The 17,807-nt window shown below is 59.7% G+C and carries 14 protein-coding genes; 7 read left to right on the plus strand and 7 right to left on the minus strand.

Annotated features, from left to right (window positions below; genetic code table 11):
• Positions 1–25 precede the first annotated feature (25 nt).
• Both H6F58_RS12330 and H6F58_RS12335 read left to right on the plus strand, forming a co-directional pair.
• The gene (locus tag H6F58_RS12330; RefSeq protein ID WP_195181867.1) at positions 26–1,636 is read left to right on the plus strand and encodes an ABC transporter substrate-binding protein; all 1,611 of its coding nucleotides are present in this window, start codon (positions 26–28) and stop codon (positions 1,634–1,636) included.
• A gap of 99 nt (positions 1,637–1,735) precedes the next feature.
• Positions 1,736–3,241 (plus strand): glycoside hydrolase family 32 protein, encoded by a 1,506-nt coding sequence (locus H6F58_RS12335; protein WP_195181868.1) that lies wholly within the window; start codon positions 1,736–1,738, stop codon positions 3,239–3,241.
• 127 nt (positions 3,242–3,368) lie between these two features.
• On the opposite strand, the gene H6F58_RS12340 is transcribed toward H6F58_RS12335, so the two are convergent.
• From H6F58_RS12340 to H6F58_RS12355, 4 genes are all read right to left on the minus strand, one after another.
• Positions 3,369–4,679 carry a DUF6350 family protein gene (locus tag H6F58_RS12340; RefSeq protein WP_244652567.1) on the minus strand — a complete coding sequence of 437 codons (1,311 nt, stop codon included), beginning with the start codon at positions 4,677–4,679 and terminating at the stop codon, positions 3,369–3,371.
• A gap of 84 nt (positions 4,680–4,763) precedes the next feature.
• Entirely contained in the window at positions 4,764–5,573 is an 810-nt protein-coding gene (locus H6F58_RS12345; RefSeq protein WP_195181870.1) for an aldolase/citrate lyase family protein, read from the minus strand.
• Complete coding sequence (gene hpaH / locus H6F58_RS12350; protein ID WP_195181871.1) at positions 5,558–6,343, minus strand: 2-oxo-hept-4-ene-1,7-dioate hydratase; 786 nt, start codon at positions 6,341–6,343, stop codon at positions 5,558–5,560. The genes H6F58_RS12345 and hpaH overlap by 16 nt, the downstream gene beginning before the upstream one ends.
• A gap of 132 nt (positions 6,344–6,475) precedes the next feature.
• Positions 6,476–7,162 (minus strand): CE1759 family FMN reductase, encoded by a 687-nt coding sequence (locus H6F58_RS12355; RefSeq protein ID WP_195181872.1) that lies wholly within the window; start codon positions 7,160–7,162, stop codon positions 6,476–6,478.
• A 121-nt stretch (positions 7,163–7,283) separates the two neighbouring features.
• Between H6F58_RS12355 and kynA the strand changes: the two genes are divergently transcribed.
• Both kynA and H6F58_RS12365 read left to right on the plus strand, forming a co-directional pair.
• Positions 7,284–8,150: a tryptophan 2,3-dioxygenase gene (kynA, locus tag H6F58_RS12360; protein ID WP_146277729.1), complete on the plus strand. Its 867-nt coding sequence runs from the start codon at positions 7,284–7,286 to the stop codon at positions 8,148–8,150.
• A complete protein-coding gene (locus tag H6F58_RS12365; protein ID WP_195181873.1) occupies positions 8,140–9,018 on the plus strand; it encodes a PaaX family transcriptional regulator C-terminal domain-containing protein in 879 nt (292 codons plus the stop codon). Before kynA ends, H6F58_RS12365 begins: the two co-directional genes overlap by 11 nt.
• Here the strand turns inward: H6F58_RS12365 and H6F58_RS12370 are convergent.
• On the minus strand, positions 8,980–10,350 hold the full coding sequence (locus tag H6F58_RS12370; RefSeq protein WP_244652568.1) for a CoA transferase: 1,371 nt from the start codon (positions 10,348–10,350) through the stop codon (positions 8,980–8,982). The genes H6F58_RS12365 and H6F58_RS12370 overlap by 39 nt on opposite strands.
• Before the next feature lie 112 nt (positions 10,351–10,462).
• Positions 10,463–11,209, minus strand: a complete 747-nt coding sequence (locus tag H6F58_RS12375; RefSeq protein ID WP_195181874.1) for a transglycosylase family protein — start codon at positions 11,207–11,209, stop codon at positions 10,463–10,465.
• A gap of 675 nt (positions 11,210–11,884) precedes the next feature.
• Here H6F58_RS12375 and H6F58_RS12380 point away from each other — a divergent pair.
• Positions 11,885–13,042 (plus strand): YihY/virulence factor BrkB family protein, encoded by a 1,158-nt coding sequence (locus H6F58_RS12380; RefSeq protein WP_195181875.1) that lies wholly within the window; start codon positions 11,885–11,887, stop codon positions 13,040–13,042.
• Here the strand turns inward: H6F58_RS12380 and H6F58_RS12385 are convergent.
• Entirely contained in the window at positions 13,025–13,744 is a 720-nt protein-coding gene (locus H6F58_RS12385) for a M50 family metallopeptidase (protein ID WP_146277726.1), read from the minus strand. The genes H6F58_RS12380 and H6F58_RS12385 overlap by 18 nt on opposite strands.
• A gap of 159 nt (positions 13,745–13,903) precedes the next feature.
• Between H6F58_RS12385 and H6F58_RS12390 the strand changes: the two genes are divergently transcribed.
• Both H6F58_RS12390 and H6F58_RS12395 read left to right on the plus strand, forming a co-directional pair.
• Positions 13,904–14,224, plus strand: coding sequence for a hypothetical protein (locus H6F58_RS12390; protein ID WP_146277725.1), 321 nt, complete (start codon positions 13,904–13,906; stop codon positions 14,222–14,224).
• A 109-nt stretch (positions 14,225–14,333) separates the two neighbouring features.
• A complete protein-coding gene (locus H6F58_RS12395) occupies positions 14,334–17,789 on the plus strand; it encodes a bifunctional RecB family nuclease/DEAD/DEAH box helicase (protein ID WP_195181876.1) in 3,456 nt (1,151 codons plus the stop codon).
• Positions 17,790–17,807 lie beyond the last annotated feature (18 nt).

The following is a 17,807-nucleotide window of genomic DNA, read 5'->3' on the forward strand; positions in this document are numbered from 1 at the left end:
AGGCCCAATCAGAATAGGAACCACCATGGCACTTAATCGCCGACATGCAGCTGCGGCTGCAGCGCTAGCCGGGACATTGATGTTCACCGCTTGCGGCGGAGGCAGCTCCGACGCTCCGGAAATTGAAGATTCTTCAGCAGACTACGGATTGAACGACACCGGCCTGCCCCTCGTTGACCAAAAGCTGGACTTGACCTTCTCCGGCTCCAAAACGGCGCTGGCCCCTGACTTCAACACCATGACCGTGGTGAAGAACTGGGAAAAGGACACCAATGTGCACATCAATTGGGAGAACCTCCCGGAAACGGTGTTCCAGGAAAAGAAGAACCTGATCCTGGCCGGTGGAGACCTGCCCGATGCCTTCTTCAACTCCGGGCTCACCGATTCAGAAATCGCCACCTATGCAACCAGCGGAACCCTGATTCCGCTGGAGGGCCTGATCGAAAAGAACGCGCCAAACCTTTCGAAGCTGCTCAGCGAACGCCCTGACATCAAGGCCGCGATCACCTCATCCGATGGCCACATCTACTCGCTCCCGTCCATCGAGGAACTCGGGCTGGTCCAGTTCCCCAACCAGTTGATCGTCAACACCGCGTGGCTTGAGAAACTGGATATCCCGATGCCGAAGACCGTGGAAGAATTCCACGATGCGCTCAAGGCCTTCAAGGAAAAGGACGCTTCGGGCACCGGCAAGACCATTCCCCTGAGCTTCATGCCAGGCTCATGGTGCGCCGATATCGTTGATTTGATTGCGGCGCTCGGCGGCATCCCGGACAACGCCGATCACCGCATCGTCCAGGACGGCAAGGTCATCTACACCCCGACCCAAGAAGGGTACAAGAAGGCCATCGGGACCCTGCACGAGTGGTACAAGGAAGGCCTGATCGACCCGGAGTCCTTCTCGCAGGACGACAAGGCATACCTCTCCAAGGGCAAGGCCGCCAAGGAAAACCTCGGTTCCTTCGTCTGGTGGGAAATCCCTGAAATGGTCGGCGCCGACCGCGCCAAGGACTACGCGATTGTTCCAGTCCTGGAAGGTGTCGACGGGAAGCGCATTTCCAGCCAGTCCAATAACCAGGAAATCGCCCGTGGCGCCTTCGCCATCACCAACGTCAACAAGTACCCGGCAGCTACCATGCGCTGGGCCGACCACCTCTACGATCCCATTGAATCGGCCCAGGCCAACTGGGGACCAATCGGCGTGACCCTGAAGAAGGACGAAAAGACCGGCTTGCTGGTGCAGATCCCAGCGGCCAAGGGCGAGAGCGAAGGCGAGCGCCGCCAAAAGGTTGCGCCCAGCGGACCGAAGGCCAACACCGCTGAAAGCTTCAAGACCGTAGTCGCTCCGGAACCGCGTGCCGCCGAACGCCAGAAGGTGGTCAACGAGTTCTACAAGCCATTCGCCGGCAACGATGGATACCCGCCGGTCCCGCTGTCCAACGAAGAGCTGCAGGAAATCAGCACCATCGAAACCGATGCCGCTTCACTGGTTGAGCAGAACGTCGCCAAGTGGATTGTCAGTGGCGGCATTGACGGCGAATGGGACGGCTATGTCTCGCAGCTGCAGAACATTGGAGTCGACCGCATGGTCGAGGTCTACCAGCAGGCCCTGGACCGCTACAAGTCCAATTCCTAATTCACCGATGACAAGCCGGGGCCGGATGGAACCTTGAAATTCCGTCCGGCCCTTTGCTTCAGAACCTACCGAACCAGCACAGAATTGAGCTTGTTTCCCATGACTGCTTCGACCGCCTCAACGGCCGAAAAGTACCGCCCGGCTCTGCACTTTTCAGCGCAGAACACCTGGATCAATGATCCCAACGGGCTGATCTACCACGATGGCGTCTACCACCTGTATTTCCAGAACAATCCGCACGGCAATGTCTGGGGGAACATGTCCTGGGGCCACGCGACCTCGGAAGACCTCCTGGCTTGGACCCACCACCCGGTGGCCATTGCCTGCGATGAGAATGAAGATATCTTCTCTGGCAGCATCGTTTTCGACCGGGACAACAACAGCGGCCTGGGCACCGCCGGCACAGCCCCGTTGGTTGCTTTTTATACCAGTGCCTACAAGCCGGGACATGCCCGCCACGGCATCCAGGCCCAGTCCATCGCGTACAGCCTTGACGGCGGCTACACCTGGATGAAGCATGGGGGAAACCCGGTCATCGACCGCGGCTCCCCCGAATTCCGCGACCCGAAGGTCTTCCGCTATTCCTCGGCGGGTGCCAGCTACTGGGTCATGGTGGCGGTTGAAGCGCAAGACCACCAGGTGCTCTTGTACAAGTCCGAGAACCTGCTGGACTGGGAGTTCCTGAGCACCTTCGGACCGGCGAACGCCACCGGCGGCGTATGGGAATGCCCGGACCTGTTCGAGCTGCCTGTAGACGATGACCCCACCCGGACCAAGTGGGTGCTGATCGTGAACTTGAATCCTGGCGGACCCAATAAAGGCTCGGCGGGACAATATTTTGTTGGCCATTTTGATGGCACGACCTTCGCTTCGGAGTCCACGGTGTCCGAGGTGCGCGGCGGCGGGCCCCTGTCCGAATACCAATGGCTGGACTGGGGCCGCGACTACTACGCGGCAGTGTCCTTTGCCGATGTTCCTGACGGACGCCGGTTGATGATTTCCTGGATGAACAACTGGGAATACGCCAACCAGATCCCCACGTTCCCTTGGCGCAGTCCGATGTCCCTGGCCCGCGAAGTTTCGCTGCGCACCGTCCATGGGCGCCCGCGCTTGGTGCAGGCTCCAGCATTTGATCCGGGCCAGGAGCTGGAGTCCACGGACCGGTTCACCCAAGAAACGCTGCAGGTGCACGATGCCGCGCTGAGGCTGGACCAGGCCGAAGGAGCAGTCCAGCGCATCGAGCTGTCCATCGATCCCGGAACGGCAGCTGAAGTAGGGCTGGTTGTTCGCGGAGGTGAGAACCAGGGGACGCGCATCGGAATCAACATTGCGCAATCCCGGCTTTTCGTGGACCGCCGGAACTCCGGGGAATCGGGCTTCCACGAGGCTTTTGCCTCATTGGACACGGCCCCGTTGCGCCCCGCCAATGGACGTTACGAGTTGACCATTTTTGTTGACCACTGCTCCGTGGAAGTCTTCGCCCAAGGGGGCCTGGTGACGATGACGGAACTGATTTTCCCCTCGCCGCTGAGCACTGGCCTTTCGGTGTATGCTTCGGGTGGCTCGGCGAGTTTCCATGATCTGAGCGTTGTCCGCTTCGACTAGTCCCGAGGGCAGTTTCTTCCGTTTCTCAACTCAGGCCGTGCTTTGGGTGCAAGAAACGATCAGTTGAACGCGGGATTCCGTGCTGGAGCTGGCGGAATTTTTCCCTCGGGGTTCCGGTGCCGGGCGGCTAGCCTTCCAGTACCGGGTCGGTTTCAAATAGCGGAGCAATCAGGTAGCCGATGGCAGTGCCCACGCCAACCTGCAAGACCAGGGCGCCGGCGGTGAGCCATGGGTTGGGGCCAAGGTCGACCAGCCGGCCAATAGCCAGGGAGCCGGAGGCCAGCCACGAGCCAATCAGGCTCAGGGCAGCGGCAACAATACCGGTGAACAGCGACAGGCAGGCCGTTGAAAGACCCAAGGAGAGCATGTTGAACGGGATGCGGCGGGCGAACCAATCTTCCAGGTGGTTCTCTCCCCCGCGCAAGAAGTACCAGCCGGCCATGATGCCCGCAGCCACCGGCAAAAGCAGGAACAGCCACTGATGGGACATCTCGCCTGTCGGAAGTGAAGCCAGCATGGGAATCGAAGGCAGCGGGCCGACGGTGGTTTCCAGCGTCGACAGGGTGCTCCCGGTGCCAAGGGTGAATCCGCCACCGCTAATCCAGGACAGGACCCAGAAGACCCCGTTGGGAATCAGGGACAGCTGCACCAGGGTCAGCGCGGCCGAGCCGATCGGCCCCGGCCGCAGTTCCTGGTATACGTTGGCGACTTCGGTCCAGTGCAATCCCAGATTGATGGTCAGCAGCAGGCCGCTGATGCCAACGGCAGCGACATAGCCCAGAAACCCGGCCACGATCACGTGCCAGACATAGGATCCGGCCCAGCGGCGGTGCGGGGAAATCCGCTGGATATAGGCGGCCATGTCGACGCCGAAGAGCCGGGCCCAGGACCCTGCCTCGCGTCGCGCGCCGATGATCAGCCCCAGCGCCGCAATGACCAGCGGGATGAACGTTGCGGCCAGCACGTTGACTCGCCCGTAGCTGTTATTGGACAAGGAACCCACCGCAGCGCCGATGCCGCCATAGGCGATGAAGGCGCCGAGCAGCCCCTGCCACAACTGGTCGGTGTAGGAGGCGCGGGCAATGCGCCGCCCGGCACGCAGGCAGAACAGGAACGGCAATAGCGACAGTCCCAGCGGAATGAGCGTGACCCACCCGGAGACGGATGCCGGGTCGGCTTCCGGCCCGAGGTTCAGCAACTCCACCGGGACCCCATGAATCAGCAGCCAGGCAAATCCGGCAAACTGCAAGATGATGTTGAAGGAATCTTCCAGGAACCCGCCGCTGAAGTACACAGCGACCAAGGGCAGCATGATCAAGGCCAGGCAGAACACGACCGATTGCAGGATCTCGAACACGCCCTGCAACGCCAGGGGCATTGGCCAGCCATTGCGCAGACGCAACATCACGGCCTTCATGGGTTTCTTTTCGCGACTCATCACTGTCAATGTTGCCACCATTCAGCGCGCCCTGTGCCCTTCGACGCGCAACCTTGCCCTGGGCGATTGCCCAGAACCAGCGCTTTAGTAGCTCTTCGGTGCTGGTGCCTGTTCTCCGGAATTGAAGCTCGCGGCCAGCGCCTCGGTGGCACGGGCCAGCAACGCCACATCTGCGCCGACTCCGACAAAATCAGCTCCCGCATCCATGTACCTGCGGGCGCTGTTCTGGTCGAAGGCATTGACCCCTGCGTATTTGCCCGCAGCCTTCGCGGCGTTGATGGAAGTGATCACTGCGGCCACCACGTCGGGGTGGTTTTGCTGGCCGATGACACCCATCGAGGCTGCCAGGTCGGAAGGCCCGATGAAAATGCCGTCGACGCCGTCGGTTTCGACAATTTCCTGGACGTTGCGCACGGCTTCGTCGGCTTCGATCTGCACCATCAGGGTGATGGTTTCATCGGCTCGGGCCAGGTAACCGTCAATGCGGTTCCAGCGTGCCGAACGTGCCAGCGCCGAGCCGACACCGCGCACCCCCTTTGGAGGATACTGGCAGGCAGCCACAGCCGCTGAGGCCTGTTGCGCATCATTAACCATGGGAATAATCAGCGACTGCGCGCCGAGATCCAGGAACTGCTTGATGACAACCGGGTCGTTTACCGCCGGGCGCACCACTGGCACCACAGGGTAGCTGCGCACGGCTTGGAGCTGCGCCAGGATGTTCTGCAGGTCGTTCGGAGAATGCTCGGCGTCGATGAAAACCCAATCGAATCCGGCTCCGGCGCAAATTTCGGCAATCAAGGGCGAGGCGGAGCACACCCAAATGCCGGCCAGCGGGCGGGCGGCATCTTTCAGCGCATCCTTGAGCGATGGATCCGGTTCTACTCGAAATGGCATGTCACAGTTCCCAGCGGTCCGTAGTCGGCAAAAACAGTGTCGTTGGCGTTCACCCACATTGGGCGGGTGAAGGATCCGGCAAGGATCAGTTCTCCTGCCTTGAGCTTGTCGCCGTGCGGGGCGATCTTGTTGGCCAGCCAGTACACACCGGCGGCGGGGTGATTGAGCACGCCAGCAGCCACGCCCGTTTCTTCCACGGTCTGGTTCTTGAACAAGATGCCCGAAACCCAGCGCAGGTCCACGGCGTCGGGCTTCACGGGGTTGCCGCCAATGACCATGGCGCCCATGGCGGCGTTATCGCTGATCGTGTCCACGATGGTGCGCCCTTCCATCTCGATGCGGGCATCGAGAATTTCGAGGGCGGGAATCACGTATTCGGTAGCTTCCAGCACATCAAAAATGTTGGCGCGGGGGCCTTCGATGTCCTTCTTGAGCTTGAAAGCCAGTTCCATTTCCACGCGGGCACCGGTGAATTCGGAGAAGTTGAACGTGGCCCCGGAGTCGTGGACCATGTCGTCAAAAATGATTCCGTAGTCAGGTTCGGTGATGCCGGTGGCCATCTGCATGGCCCGCGAGGTCAACCCGATTTTGCGGCCCACCAGTACCCGGCCGGCGGCCTCGGAGCGCTGGCGCCAGAGGTTTTGCACGCGATAGGAGTCTTCTACGGTCATTTCCGGGTAGCGCGCGGTGAGACGCGGCACCGGAGTTCGCGTTTCGCCGGCCTGGACCAGCTCATCGGCAATGGCCGTGATTGTTTCCTCGGATAGCATCGGCGCTGCACCTTTCACTTCAGTTCAAACCAAGGTGAGCACCCACCGACCGACTCAATGAGATGGCTCACGTTTCTTGATCGTACCCAGCTTCTGGGTGCAGGGCACATCGTACTAACATTTCCGGCCCTGCTAGCTGCCCGATGCCTTCACATTGGCCAGCAGCTCTTCAAAGGGAAGCGAGGTCATCTCGTCGTTCGGATCTGCAAATTCGCTGACCGACGGGGCGATCGAGCGGGTATCGCCTAAAGCAGCATCAGCCTCGAAGCGCCCGTCAAAAGCGCCGAGGGCCAGTAGCACTTCGCCGGCTGCCCGGCGAGCGCGTTCAGCCAGGGTTCCGGCGATGCCTTGCCCGCCGAAGTCCTCAGAGGCCGCGAAGACCGACGTCGGCATGACGTTGGCCCTCAGGTAGCTGAAAATCGGGCGCATTGCATAGTCGATCGCCAGCTGGTGGCGCTGGGTTCCTGCCGTTGCCGCGAGCACCACCGGCTTTCCATCCAGCGATTTGGGATCGAGGATGTCAAGGAATGACTTGAACAGGCCAGAAATCGATGCGGTGAATACCGGGGTGACAGCGACCAGGACGTCTGCATTGATGACGGCATCAATCACGCGCTGCAGGCTGGGGGCTGCAAAACCGGTGAGCATGTTGTTGGTGATGTCGCTGGCATGCTCGCGCAGTTCAATGTTGCTGACATCAGCCTGGACGCCTTTCGATGAAAGCTTTGCTGCGATGCTTTCGCCAATTTGCCGCCCCAGCAAGGAAGAGCTGGAGGGAGAACCCAAACCACCGCTGATCACTACAACCGACTTGCTCATTGCTGCCGCCCTTTCGATTTTTATATGCGTATGCATGTTTCAACCCAACGGCTGCCAATTGTATTCCCGATCCATATTTTCAATATTGTGACGATGGTAAGAATATTGATATGCTGATGCCATGAGCAGCCAGAAGCCACAGACCGAAAACCAGCGCGACATCGAAGAGGGCGTCCGCACCGATTTCAGGAACACCATGTCCTATGGCAGCTATCTGGACCTGGACCGCGTGCTCTCCGCGCAGCACCCGGTCAGCGTGCCCGAGCATCACGATGAAATGCTGTTCATCATCCAGCATCAGGCCAGCGAGCTATGGCTCAAGCTCATGCTCCACGAGCTGCTCGAAGCCCGGCGGCTTTTGGGCCTCGACGACATCGGCAAAGCACTGAAGTGCCTGGCCCGTGTGAAGCACATCCAGAAAACCCTGACCGAGCAATGGTCGGTCCTGGCTACTTTGACGCCCCGGGAATACGCGCAGTTCCGCGGCTTCCTCGGCTCTTCCTCCGGATTCCAGTCCTTCCAATACCGCGCTGTTGAATTCATCCTGGGCAACAAGCACGAAGGGATGCTCAAAGTCCACGAAGCAGATCCCAAGGCCCACGAGCTGCTGGCCAAGCTGCTCCACGAACCAAGCCTCTATGACGTTTTCCTGGCGGCGCTGGCCCGCCGCGGATACCAGATCCCCGTGGAGATCCTGTCGCGGGACCTTACCAAGCCGTGGACTTTCCAAGAAGCACTGGTGCCAGTGTTCAAGGAAATCTACGAATCCGAAGAAACCGCGTGGAGCCTTTACCAGGCTTGCGAAGACCTGGTTGACGTTGAAGACAATTTCCAAGCCTGGCGCTTCCGCCATCTGCGCGTTGTCCAGCGCACCATCGGCTTCAAGCGCGGCACCGGCGGTTCCTCGGGGGTCGATTTCCTCAAGCGCGCCCTGGATCTGACCTTCTTCCCCGAGCTTTTTGCGGTGCGCACCGAAATTGGCAACTAGCACCCCGATATCGGCCTTCAGCCTCGACGACTTCGAGGCCCGCACAGGCAGTGCCACATCCATCATCCGAACCATTACCGGACTATACCTGCGCCACCGGCGAGCCCCGATTCCGCGAACGCACGTTGTCGAGCTGGCTACAGCGGCGGGAATTTCCACGGCAGCAGCGCAGACTGCCATTTCCCGCCTGATCGACAAGCAGGTGCTGGAGAACGGCACCGATTCGGCCCTGCGCGTACCGCAGATGGCCCAGGCGATGTTCGAACGCGGCAGCCGCCGCATTTTCACTCCCCGGCAGATGTCCGCCATGGACCCGTGGTGCCTGGTGGCCTATTCCCTGCCGGAAACCCTGCGCCCGCTGCGCCATCAGATACGCAAGCATTTCCTGCAGCTCGGCGGCGGACTGGTGGCTGCAGGCTTGTGGATCTTTCCGGAATATCTGCGCGAAGAGGTCGACGCGGCCTTGGAAGCGTTGCATGCTCGAGCGCAGGCAACGATCTTCACAGTTCAGCAACCGCACTTCCCCGCCACGGCCCGCGAAGCCGCCGCGCAATGGTGGGACCTGGAACAGCTTGGCTCAAGGCATCAGCAATTCCTTGAAACTACCGCCGGGCTCAGCGCGGATCAGGCAGATCCGGCCGAGGCCTACCGGGGCTACGTGGGCATGATTGACGCTTGGCGCGCCCTGCCCTACCTTGATCCGGGACTTCCCGATGGCATGCTGCCAGAGGCTTGGCCAGGCAAGCAAAGCAGGCAGCGATTCCTGGCGTTGTCGAGCGCCTTGAGGCACCCCGCCCAGCAATTTGCCGCTTCAGTGCTCGGCCACGGGCTAAAGCCAGATCGGTTCATCCTGCCCGTAGGCCGGTGACGCTGCGCGGTAGTCAAGCAGATGCCCATCGATGAGAAAAGGCGTCAGCGCATACTCCAGCTCGCCATAAGAGCTTGCCATCCGCCCGGTACGAAGATCTTCCAGTTCCTTGTCCGGGATTTCCGGTGCCCCTAGCGCGAAGAGCGCCTCCGCCGTGCGCGCGAGGGAAAAGCGCACCAGGCCAACGCCACGGCTCTCTGAACGAGCATGAACCATGGCGATGACAGCCGCAGCCAGGCCGTATCCCGTTGCGTGGTCCAAGGCTTGTACCGGCAAAGCGCCAGGTTCACCACGCTCGGTGCGATAGGCATCGGAAATTCCGCAGGCAGCTTGCACAATGCTGTCGAAGCCCCGGCGGCTGGCCCACGGGCCCTCATAGCCCCAGGCATCAAGTTCAGCGATGATCAGCTCTGGATACTTCTCCTGCAGGCTCTGCGGGTCCAGGCCAAAACGGCTCAGTGCCCCTTGCCGGTACCCGGTAATCAGCACGTCAGCCCCCTCCAGCAGGCGAGCCATGCGCTCACCATCAACTGGTGACGACAAATCCAGCAAGCAGCTGCGCTTGCCGAAACCGGTATCAACATGCTGCGCCTGCAGCTCCGGCAGCTGCGGGGCATCTACGCGTAATACTTCTGCGCCAAAGGCGGCCAGCGTCCGGCTCGCGGTCGGTCCGGCAATAACGCGCGTCAGGTCCAGGACCCGCAGGCCTTCCAGTGGCCGGTTGGCACCAGGAGCGTAGCTCCAGGCCTCGTTTCTGTTCGCCTCATGAAGCGTGAATTGTGCCCATGCACCACGCTTGGCCGCCTGGCCTACAGCGGATCCAGCCCAATCGGCACGAGTCTGCACTGCCGCGGCCACACCGCCCGAAGCCACGATGAGCTCTTGGGCTTGTACCGACGAGAGCCCTGCCAGGGATTCGCGAAGGCCGCCACCGACCGAAGCCCCCACAGAATGCAATAGCCTTTGTTCATGATGCGGGTAATTCGCGTGAGTTCTTATCCAACCATCACCCGTGCGATAAAAGCCCGAGTGCTCGGCGAAGCCCTGGGATTGTTCGCCATTGATCCGCAGAAGGCTTGAAGAGCCAAAGGCGGCTGCCACTTGATCCGACTGGATGCCCACATCCAGTCGGCCTGCGCTGAGCGAGTGCAGCGCTGCAGCTACCAGGCCAACCGACCCCAGCGCGAGCTGCTCGACATCCAGCGGTCCGTTCCACCACGATCGAGGCCCTTGCATCTTGACCGCCATCGGAAATTCAAGCACCCCGGATTCGACAAAACCGCCACCGAGGATCTTTTCGGTGGTTTGCCCAGCATCATCGGTTGTTCGCATGCCACCAGCGTACTGCGCATTTTTGCTCCCCATGCACAGGTGCGTTAAATGCAGCTAGGTCCACAGGGTGCCAATTGGCACTCTGCGGACCTAGCTTGCTGGTCTAGCGAAATTAGTTCGCTGGAACGTTCAGAGTCTGGCCAACCATGATCAGATCTGGGTTGCTCAGCTGATCGTCGTTCAGAACGAACAGGCCGCGCCAGTCGTCAACACCAAGCTGGTCAGCAATCTTGGCCAGGGTGTCGCCGGACTTGACGGTGTAGTTCTTGCCCGAGTCGGTGACATCAATGTTGAACACTGGCGCCTGTGGAGCCGGAGCCGCGTGCTTGCCCGAGGTGCTTGGAGCAGCCTGCTTGGTGGACTTGACCGAGTTGCTGCTCTCGGAAACCTGTGGAGCGGCCTGCTTGGTCTGGGTGGCCTTAGGAGCAGCCTTCTTGGTTTCGGCAACCTGTGGAGCGGCCTGCTTGGCCTGGGTGCTCGACGAGGAATCGCTCGAGGATCCACCGGTTGGGGTTCCGCTGATGCCCAGTTTCGCGGTACATGCTGGCCATGCGCCCCAGCCCTGCGAAGCCTGGATCTTGGTTGCGATGCGGATCTGCTCGGCCTTCGAGGCCTGGTTTGGCATGCCGGAGCCGCCGAATGCCTTCCAGGTCGACAGCGAGAACTGCAGGCCGCCGTAGTAGCCGTTACCGGTGTTGATGGACCAGTTTCCGCCGGACTCGCACTGAGCCAGCTTGTCCCAGGTGCTTGCAGCATTTGCTGGTGCAGTGGTGGCAACGATTGCGCCACCGGCTACTGCTACGGCTGCCAAGGAGGCTCCGCCGCGGCGGATCAATTTCTTAGTCTTCTGCTGGATCATGATTCTCCAGTGCTCTTCCCGCGCTCAGGTCGTCCAAGACCATCTTCGTGCACCGCTCAGCGTCGCATTTCGACGTTGTATGAAGCACTACCCTGGCGAGCGGTTTGGAAGTCCCGGTAGTACCTGTTTCCCCAATAACACAGCGAGTGTTATCGAAACGTTATAAAGACCCTAACCCAGACCCCCGCCCCCTTCGCAACTCAGGAAACGTCCAGATTCCGCGTAATTACAGGTCACCATCTCGGAAAAAAATTAAATTTGGGCGGCACGAAGTTCCTTAAACTCCTTGTGAACCGGCGAGAATGTTACAAATCTGAACTGGATATCAAACAATTTTCTGTGATATAGCTTTCAATCCGTTATCGGGCCCTGAAAAGCGCCAGAATCGCGTGTCAAGATCGCCGCTTCGCATGCTCCATAGCGAGGTCCTTGGCAATCAGCAATTCACCAATTTCGGCGCCTTGAGCATGAACATTTCGTCAAGGCGCCTCGGCCTCCCTGCAATGACACTTGGATGCTCGCTCGGGAAGAAGACACGACGCTGATCTAAATGACCTAGTCACCGGAGAGATGGTTAGGTAGTGTGATGTGCGAAAGCAGATCGTCGCACTGATGAATTCATTAGCCAGACAGGGGAACCACATGCCAGACAAAGGCAGATTCACCAAAGAGCACATGAAAGAGTCTCTCAACTGCTTCCCCCGCGCATTGCGTGAATTCTTCAGAAACGATGGCTTGGATGTCGCAGCGTCCCTCTCGTACTTCATGGTTTTGGCCATGTTCCCGGGACTGTTGGCACTGATCTCGCTGCTGTCATTGGCAGGCGCCAGCGACAGCGGGACCAAATGGATCATGGAGATCCTGGAACAGGGCCTGGCTCCGAATGGCCAAGCATCGAATGGCGATTCGCAACAGCTGCTAGACACCACCGAGCAGCTGCTTGAAGGATTGGCATCGCAAGCCAGCGGAACCTTTTGGGCCATCCTCGCCGGTTCCCTTGGTGCTCTTTGGAGCACCTCTGGATATGTCACAGCGTTCGGCCGCAGCATGAATCGGCTCCATGGCGTGCCCGAAGGACGCCCGCAGTGGAAACGCCGTCCTCAGATGTTCCTCATCACCGTATTGATCATGCTGGTTGCAGTTCTCACGCTTGTCCTGCTGGTCACTTCAGGATCCATTGCCCGCGGTATCGGCAACGTCGTCGGCCTGGGCGATAGTTTCGTGCTGATGCTCAACATCGCCAAACCACCGATCATGCTGGTGATGATTCTTCTCGTGTTGGCATTGCTCTACTACTTCACCCCGAACGTCAAGCGTCCGCGATTCCGCTGGTTCTCTGCCGGAACCCTAACGGCCCTCGTCATTTTGGGACTGTCCCTCGTTGGATTTGGAATCTATCTCTCGCAGTTCGCCAGCTATTCAGCTACCTACGGGACTATCGGCGGTGTCATTATCCTGGTGCTGGCCTGCTGGATCAGCAACATCGCGCTGCTGCTCGGCGCGCTGGTTGATATTGAGTTCATCCGCCTGCGCCGTCTGCGCGCCGGCTTGCCCGCGACCGACGACATCCTGCTCCCCCTGCGCGATGACACCCTGGTGGCCAAGCAAGAGCTGGCTAACTACAAGGACCTCGTCCAAGCGCAAGAAGTCCGCATCAATCATGGTGGCGACCCGCTCCAGGACATGGAAATGGATCCGCAGAGAACCGGCAAACGCAAGATGAAACTTCTGCCGATAGGAGCAGCTGCCACCGCCGCTTGGGTAATTTCCCGGGCCACGACGCGCCGAACGCTGCGCAAGGGCATGAAAAACCGCTCAGAACAACGTCAATAGGCTGCGGCTTGCCCACCACAGCGCGCCCGCCCCAAGGGCAAGAATCACCAAGAGCCACAGGCCAGCAAAGGTGTGCGTTGCCCGGGCAATCAAGTAGGCGTCGGACTGGGCCACGTCGCGGCGCCGCCAGGTATGTACGGCCAAGAGCTTCGCGTAGTCACGCAATCCTGCAATCAGCAAGAATCCTGCGATGAGCAGGGAGAGATAAAGGTAGGCCTCCACCGGGGCGAAGAAGACGACGCCCAAGGCGATGAGGGCACTGACCGTGCACACCACAAATGCCGGCCAGTTGCGGACAAAAACCAGTGCAAGCAGGAAGAAGAGCGCGTAGATCCCCAGCGCCTGGCCTGCGTAGCCGATGGAAATTGCCCAGAACATCAAAGCTGAAACCCACAACGGCGCGGGATATCCGAATATCCCTGAAACAATCACCGAGAATTTTCCGCGCCCGCGGCTCACGACTTCGCCGGAATGATCCCACCCCAACCGCAGTCCAGTGACAAATCTTCCGGTGAACAACGCGGAGACGATATGGCCGAGTTCGTGAACCAGCGTTGAGTACAGTCCGGTAATGCGCCATGCTGGGGCCGGAATCACCATCGCCAGCACCACAGCAGCAATAATCAGCCATTGCCATGAGTTCAGATCGACAACCACCGGCTGTGCCAGGCGATGCCAGGCTTCAGCAATATCCAAATTCATTCGAGCTCCTCAATCGCCCATCGATGTTCCCCATTCTCGCAAGCACCTCCGGACTGCAGCAGATCCGACCCAGCCTTTCCCCTGCCTTCAGGGAAACATCACAGGTGCAAGGCATAATCTGCATAGCGAGATGTTGTGCAAAATATTTGGAGGATCTTCATGTCTCGCTTAGCTTCAACCGCATTGGCCGTCACCGGCTTGGCTGGCGGATACGCTACCGGCCGCGCCACCAAAAAACGCCCACTGGCTGCCGTGGTGCTCGGTGCAGCTGGCGTTGGCTCGTTCCTCATCTGGAAAAAGGATGCAGGCACAGCCAAGGCAATCGCACTGATTAGCGCTTATGTTGGCGGCTTCGGCGCTTCGCACCCATTGGCAAAGAAGATCGGTGCATGGCCAGCGGTCAACAGCGTCACTGCTGGCGTCGCCTTGCTCTCCCTCTTGCTCGGCGGTTCCAAGAAGTCGAAGGACGAAATTTCCTGAGAACCAACAGGCAGTGAACCACGTCGTCCACGCTGCAGAACAATGATTCTGTCCGGGGCCGGTGCTACGTTGGCTAGGTAGATACCAGTCAGCGAAAGGCGCCGGCCCCGTGTTCTTTTTAGAGGATCAGTTCATCTTCTCGGCCAGTGACCTTGCTGTGTCTGTCGATTGCAATTTTCAGTCGTTATTTCTCCTGGACGTGAAACTTGGCCGCCGTCCAGCAGCAGAAAATGCCAGGGACGAAATGCTGGAACGCACCGCAATCCTCGGTGATGTCCACGAACACAATGTCCTGGAAGAACTGGTGCAAGCCTACGGCGACTATGATCCGGCCCAAGGCACCGGAGTCAAGCAATTCCATGACCGTCCAACGATGACTCCAGAAGGCTTGCGCGCAGCCCACGAGCAAACAATGCAAGTCTTGCGCAACGGAGCCGATGTCATTTTCCAGGCCACATTCTTTGACGGTTCCTTCATTGGATTCGCCGACTTCCTGGTGCGCCAGCCAGATGGTTCCTGGGCTGTTTGGGATACGAAGTTGGCTCGCCACGCGCGGGTCAGCGCCCTGTTGCAAGTTGCCGCCTACGCGGATCAGATGATCGCGGAAGGCATCAAAGTATCTGCCAAGACCACTCTCGTCCTCGGAGACGGCACGCATTCCGTTCACCGCGTGGATGAGGTGCTTCCGGTCTTCCAAGCCCAACGCGCACGCTTCTTGTCGATGATCCAGCAGCATCGCAAGTCCTCGGAGCCGGTTGCATGGAACTCGGATTTGATGCGCATTTGCGGCCGCTGCGATTACTGCGCTGAGCAAGCCCAGGCAACCCGAGACGTGTTGCTGGTGGCGGGAATGTCCATGGTGCAACGTGAAAAACTGCGAAAACGCGGCGTATTCACCATCGACCAATTAGCTGCCCTGGAAGCACCGCCTGAATCCTCGCTGGCTCGAATAATCGATCAGGCGCAAATGCAGCTTGGGTTGGGCCGCGTTGATGGAGAGGTCCAAGGCGTCAGTTTCAGGGTCAAATCCAGCCAAACCATTTCGCAGCTTCCTGCTCCCGACACCGGCGATATTTTCTTTGATTTTGAAGGCGACCCGCTATATCAGGATCGTGCCGACGGTTCGTGGGGTTTGGAATACCTGTTCGGAGTCATCGAACATGACACCGGGGAACCGGTGTTCAAGCCCTTCTGGGCGCACAGCCGCGCCGAGGAACGGCAGGCGTTCCTGGATTTCATCAGCTACGTTCAGCAACGCCGGCAGCGGTATCCGAACATGAAGATCTACCACTACGCCGCTTACGAAAAGAGCGCCCTGCGCAAGCTCTCGCAGGTGCACATTGCGGGTGAAGAAGAAGTCGATACCTGGCTGCGTGAGAACCTCCTCGTGGACCTGTATGAAACCGTCCGGAATTCCTTAGTGGTCTCCACCCGGTCCTACTCCATCAAGAAACTTGAGCCGCTATACATGGGCCAGCATCTGCGCGCCGGAGACGTCACCGATGCCGGCGCCTCAGTAGTTGCCTACGCACAGTACATGCAGGCACGCGATGCGCACGATACTCCCACAGCCAACGAGATACTGGCCTCGATTGCCGACTACAACGAGTACGACTGCCTCTCGACCCTGCGCTTGCGCGACTGGCTGCTTTCCCTCGAAGAACACCAGCCTCAAAGCCTTCCTGCTATTCCATTGCAGGAGGAATCCAAAGAACAGTACGAGCCCAGCGCGGAAGAACTGCGTTTGCAGGACTACCTGGCAAACCTTCCCCAGGGACAGGCACTCAGTGATGACGACCGCGCCATCGCCATGGTGGCTGCTGCTACCGGCTATAACCGCCGGGAGAAAAAGCAGTTCTGGTGGGAGCACTTCGACCGGCTCTCCGCACCGATTGATGATTGGAGCGATGTCCGCGGAGTTTTCTCGGTGGAAAGCGCCGAAGTCCTCGAAGATTGGCACAAGCCCACCGAACGGGCCCGGACCTTCACGCGGATCACCAAGCTCAATGGCGCGCTGGCCGAAGGTTCGCTGCTCTCCCCCGGGTCATCGGTATTTGCCATGTTTACGGCCCCTCTGCCTGAGGGCATGGAAGTCGACCAGTCGCTTCGTGGAGGAGCATTTAATGCAACTGTGGTGGAAGTTGGTGAAGGGTGGATTATCGTCTCTGAAAAATCGAGCGGCAAGATCCCTCCCTACGGTTCACTTCCCATGGCGTTGACTCCCGATAAGCCGTTGATGACCAAGAGCATCGATGATGCCCTGCTGGAGATTGCCCAAAAAGTCGGCTCCACTGTCCCGGTTCTGCCGCAACAGCCGGGAATCGATATCTTGCGCCGTACCGCCCCGCGGTTCAAAACGCTCACGGCACCCGCAGCACCGATGGTGGCCGACGGCCAGCCCCAGATCCATCAAGCGGTCGTGGAGTCGTTGAAAGATCTTGACCATTCATACCTTGCCGTCCAAGGTCCTCCCGGCACTGGAAAAACCTTCGTGGCTTCCCACGTGATCCGCGAGCTGATCCATGAAGGATGGAAAGTCGGGGTCGTGGCCCAGTCCCACGCAGTGGTTGAAAATGTGTTGCGCAAAGCAGTCGAGGCGGGGGTAGACCCGGAAGTAGTCGCCAAGGAGGTCAAGCACAAGGATCCAGTACCGTGGGCCGGAACCTCCAAGGACTCGATCTCTGAAGTTCTGGGTTCGGCCGATGGCGCGCTCATTGGCGGCACGGCTTGGACCCTCACCGGGTCCAAGGTGCCCGCTGGCAGTCTCGACTTGCTGGTCATCGACGAGGCCGGCCAGTTCTCGCTGGCTAATACCTTGGCCGTCTCCCGAGCTTCGCGCAACCTTTTGCTGCTCGGCGATCCGCAACAGCTGCCCCAGGTTACCCAGGGATCGCATCCGCAGCCCGTTGACGAATCGGCCTTGGGGTGGCTCTCTGCTGGCGAACCCGTGCTGCCGCCACAGCTGGGCTATTTCCTGGCTGCTTCATGGCGCATGCACCCGGAACTATGTGCCAAGGTTTCGGCCTTGAGCTATGACCACCAGCTGTTTTCGGCCCCGGCTGCGGGTCAGCGTGTGCTTGAAGGCACGCCTGCGGGAGTGAGCACTACGCTGGTCGCGCACCGTGGCAACACCGTTAGCTCAGTCGAGGAAGCCGAAACCATCGCCCAGCTAGTTCGCGATCATCTTGGCATGCGGTGGACTCCGGGCCCCGGTAAACCCCAACGAGCGTTGGAACCCACCGACATGCTGGTAGTCGCCGCATACAACGCCCAGGTCAATCTGGTTCGCGAGGTACTGGCCTCGAAGGGTCTGGACGCGGTCAAAGTCGGGACTGTGGACAAGTTCCAGGGCCAAGAAGCGCCGATTGTCTTGATGACCATGGCCTGCTCCAGCGCGGACGATGCTTCTCGAGGCATCGAGTTCCTCTTGAATCGAAACCGGGTTAACGTCGCCGTCTCCCGAGGACAGTGGAAAGCGATTATCGTGCGCAGCGAGCGGCTCACCGATTATCTGCCGTCTTCCCCGCAGGCACTGTCACAACTCGGTGCGTTCATGGCGTTGTAGGTTGGTGCTCATCGATCC

The sequence above is a fragment of the Glutamicibacter sp. FBE19 genome, assembly GCF_015524875.1.
Lineage (GTDB): Bacteria > Actinomycetota > Actinomycetes > Actinomycetales > Micrococcaceae > Glutamicibacter > Glutamicibacter halophytocola.